The organism is Candidatus Protofrankia californiensis, from assembly GCF_900634765.1.
Taxonomy (GTDB): domain Bacteria; phylum Actinomycetota; class Actinomycetes; order Frankiales; family Frankiaceae; genus Protofrankia; species Protofrankia californiensis.
This window is the reverse complement of the sequence record NZ_CAAAFT010000197.1, coordinates 10,159-11,644: the sequence shown is the minus strand read 5'-3', so window position 1 is coordinate 11,644 and position 1,486 is coordinate 10,159. Positions and strand designations below refer to the sequence as shown.

The 1,486-nt window shown below is 71.8% G+C and carries 2 protein-coding genes; both read left to right on the top strand.

Translation table 11 applies throughout. The annotated features are described in order from the left end of the window. Nucleotides 1-1,225, top strand: a 1,225-nt coding sequence (locus DD1DGNOD_RS10825; RefSeq protein ID WP_131770029.1) for an ATP-binding cassette domain-containing protein, incomplete at its 5' end; no start/stop codon positions are given. A gap of 5 nt (nucleotides 1,226-1,230) precedes the next feature. Further along, entirely contained in the window at nucleotides 1,231-1,359 is a 129-nt protein-coding gene (locus tag DD1DGNOD_RS30495; protein ID WP_283234677.1) for a hypothetical protein, read from the top strand. Nucleotides 1,360-1,486 lie beyond the last annotated feature (127 nt).

Genomic DNA, 1,486 nt, shown 5'->3' with positions numbered 1-1,486 from the left:
GGACAGCACCCGTGCCGAACGGCACCAGCGCGTTCTGGAGGTGCTCACCGAGGTCGGCGTCCCGGAGCCGGAGCTGCGCAGCCAGCAGTACCCCCACCAGCTCTCCGGCGGGCTGCGCCAGCGCGCCCTGATCGCCTCCGCCGTGGCGACGCGGCCCGACCTGGTCATCGCGGACGAGCCGACCACGGCGCTGGACGTGCTCGTGCAGCACCAGATCCTGCGGCTGCTCGAAGAGATCAAGGAGCAGGGCCGGGGCCTGCTGCTGATCAGCCACGACCTGGCGGTGGTCGCGAAGCTGGCCGACCGGATCGCGGTGATGCTCGACGGCCGCATCGTCGAGACCGGGCCCACCGAGCGCATCGTGGGCAGCCCCGAGCACCCCTACACCAGGGCGCTGCTCGACATCGCCCGCGGCCGGCGCGCGCAGCGCCCGCCCTACACCGGCGGGCAGACCCTGCTCGACGTCGACGGGGTGACCAAGGACTTCGGCGAACGCCGTGCCGTGGCCGGGGTGTCGCTGACCCTGCGGGCGGGCGAGACGGTGGGCCTGGTCGGCGAGTCCGGCTCCGGCAAGAGCACGCTGGCGCGGATGGTGATGGGCCTGACCGAGCCTGACGAGGGGCGGATCCTCCTGCGGGGGCAGCCCTGGTCGGGCACGCCGGAACGCGCCAGGCGGGCGCAGCGGCGGCACATCCAGCTGATCCAGCAGGATCCGCAGGCGGCGTTCGACCCCCGCCACACCGTCGGGCGCATCATCGCCGAGGCGCTGCCCGGCCAGCGCGGCGCCCGCCGCCGGGCCCGGGTCACCGACCTGCTGGCCACGGTCGGGCTCGACGCGCATCTCGCCCGCCGCCGTCCGCACCAGCTCTCGGGCGGGCAGCGGCAACGGGTGGCGATCGCGAGGGCACTCGCCCCACAGCCCGAGGTACTGATCTGCGACGAGCCGGTCTCCGCGTTGGACGTGTCAGTGCAGGCCCAGGTGCTGGGCCTGCTGTCCGAGCTGCAGCAGCGCCTGGGCATCGCCCTGCTGTTCATCACCCACGACCTTACCGTCGTGGAGCAGACCAGCGACCGTCTATTGATCATGAAGGACGGTGAGATCGTGGAAGAAGGGCTCACCAAGGCGGCGTTCGAGGACCCGCAGCACCCCTATACGAACGCGCTGCTGCAAGCCGCTCCGCGCCTGCCTGGCTCGCCAACCGCCCCGAAAGGCGAGCTGCGGTGAACCGCATGCGGACAAAAGAGGGCCGTCACAAGCGCGGCGAGCGCATCCTCGACACGGCGTCCGCGCACCTGTCGCGACTCGGCTACAAACGCATGACCGCAGACGACGTCACACAGGCTGCGCAGGCGGGGTAAAGGCACAAAGGGAAGGACCCCGGACCACCGCCAGGACGGTTGCCCCGCCAGGCGGTGAACCGGGCCCGGAGCCCTTCCCCTCGTTGCGTGAAACGTGGAACTCGTGCGTTGATCCCGTCAGCCGAGG

What these genes read in the sequence shown, in the direction of transcription:
- DD1DGNOD_RS30495 (WP_283234677.1), top strand. Translation starts at nt 1,231, where the DNA reads ATGCGGACAAAAGAGGGCCGTCACAAGCGCGGCGAGCGCATCCTCGAC.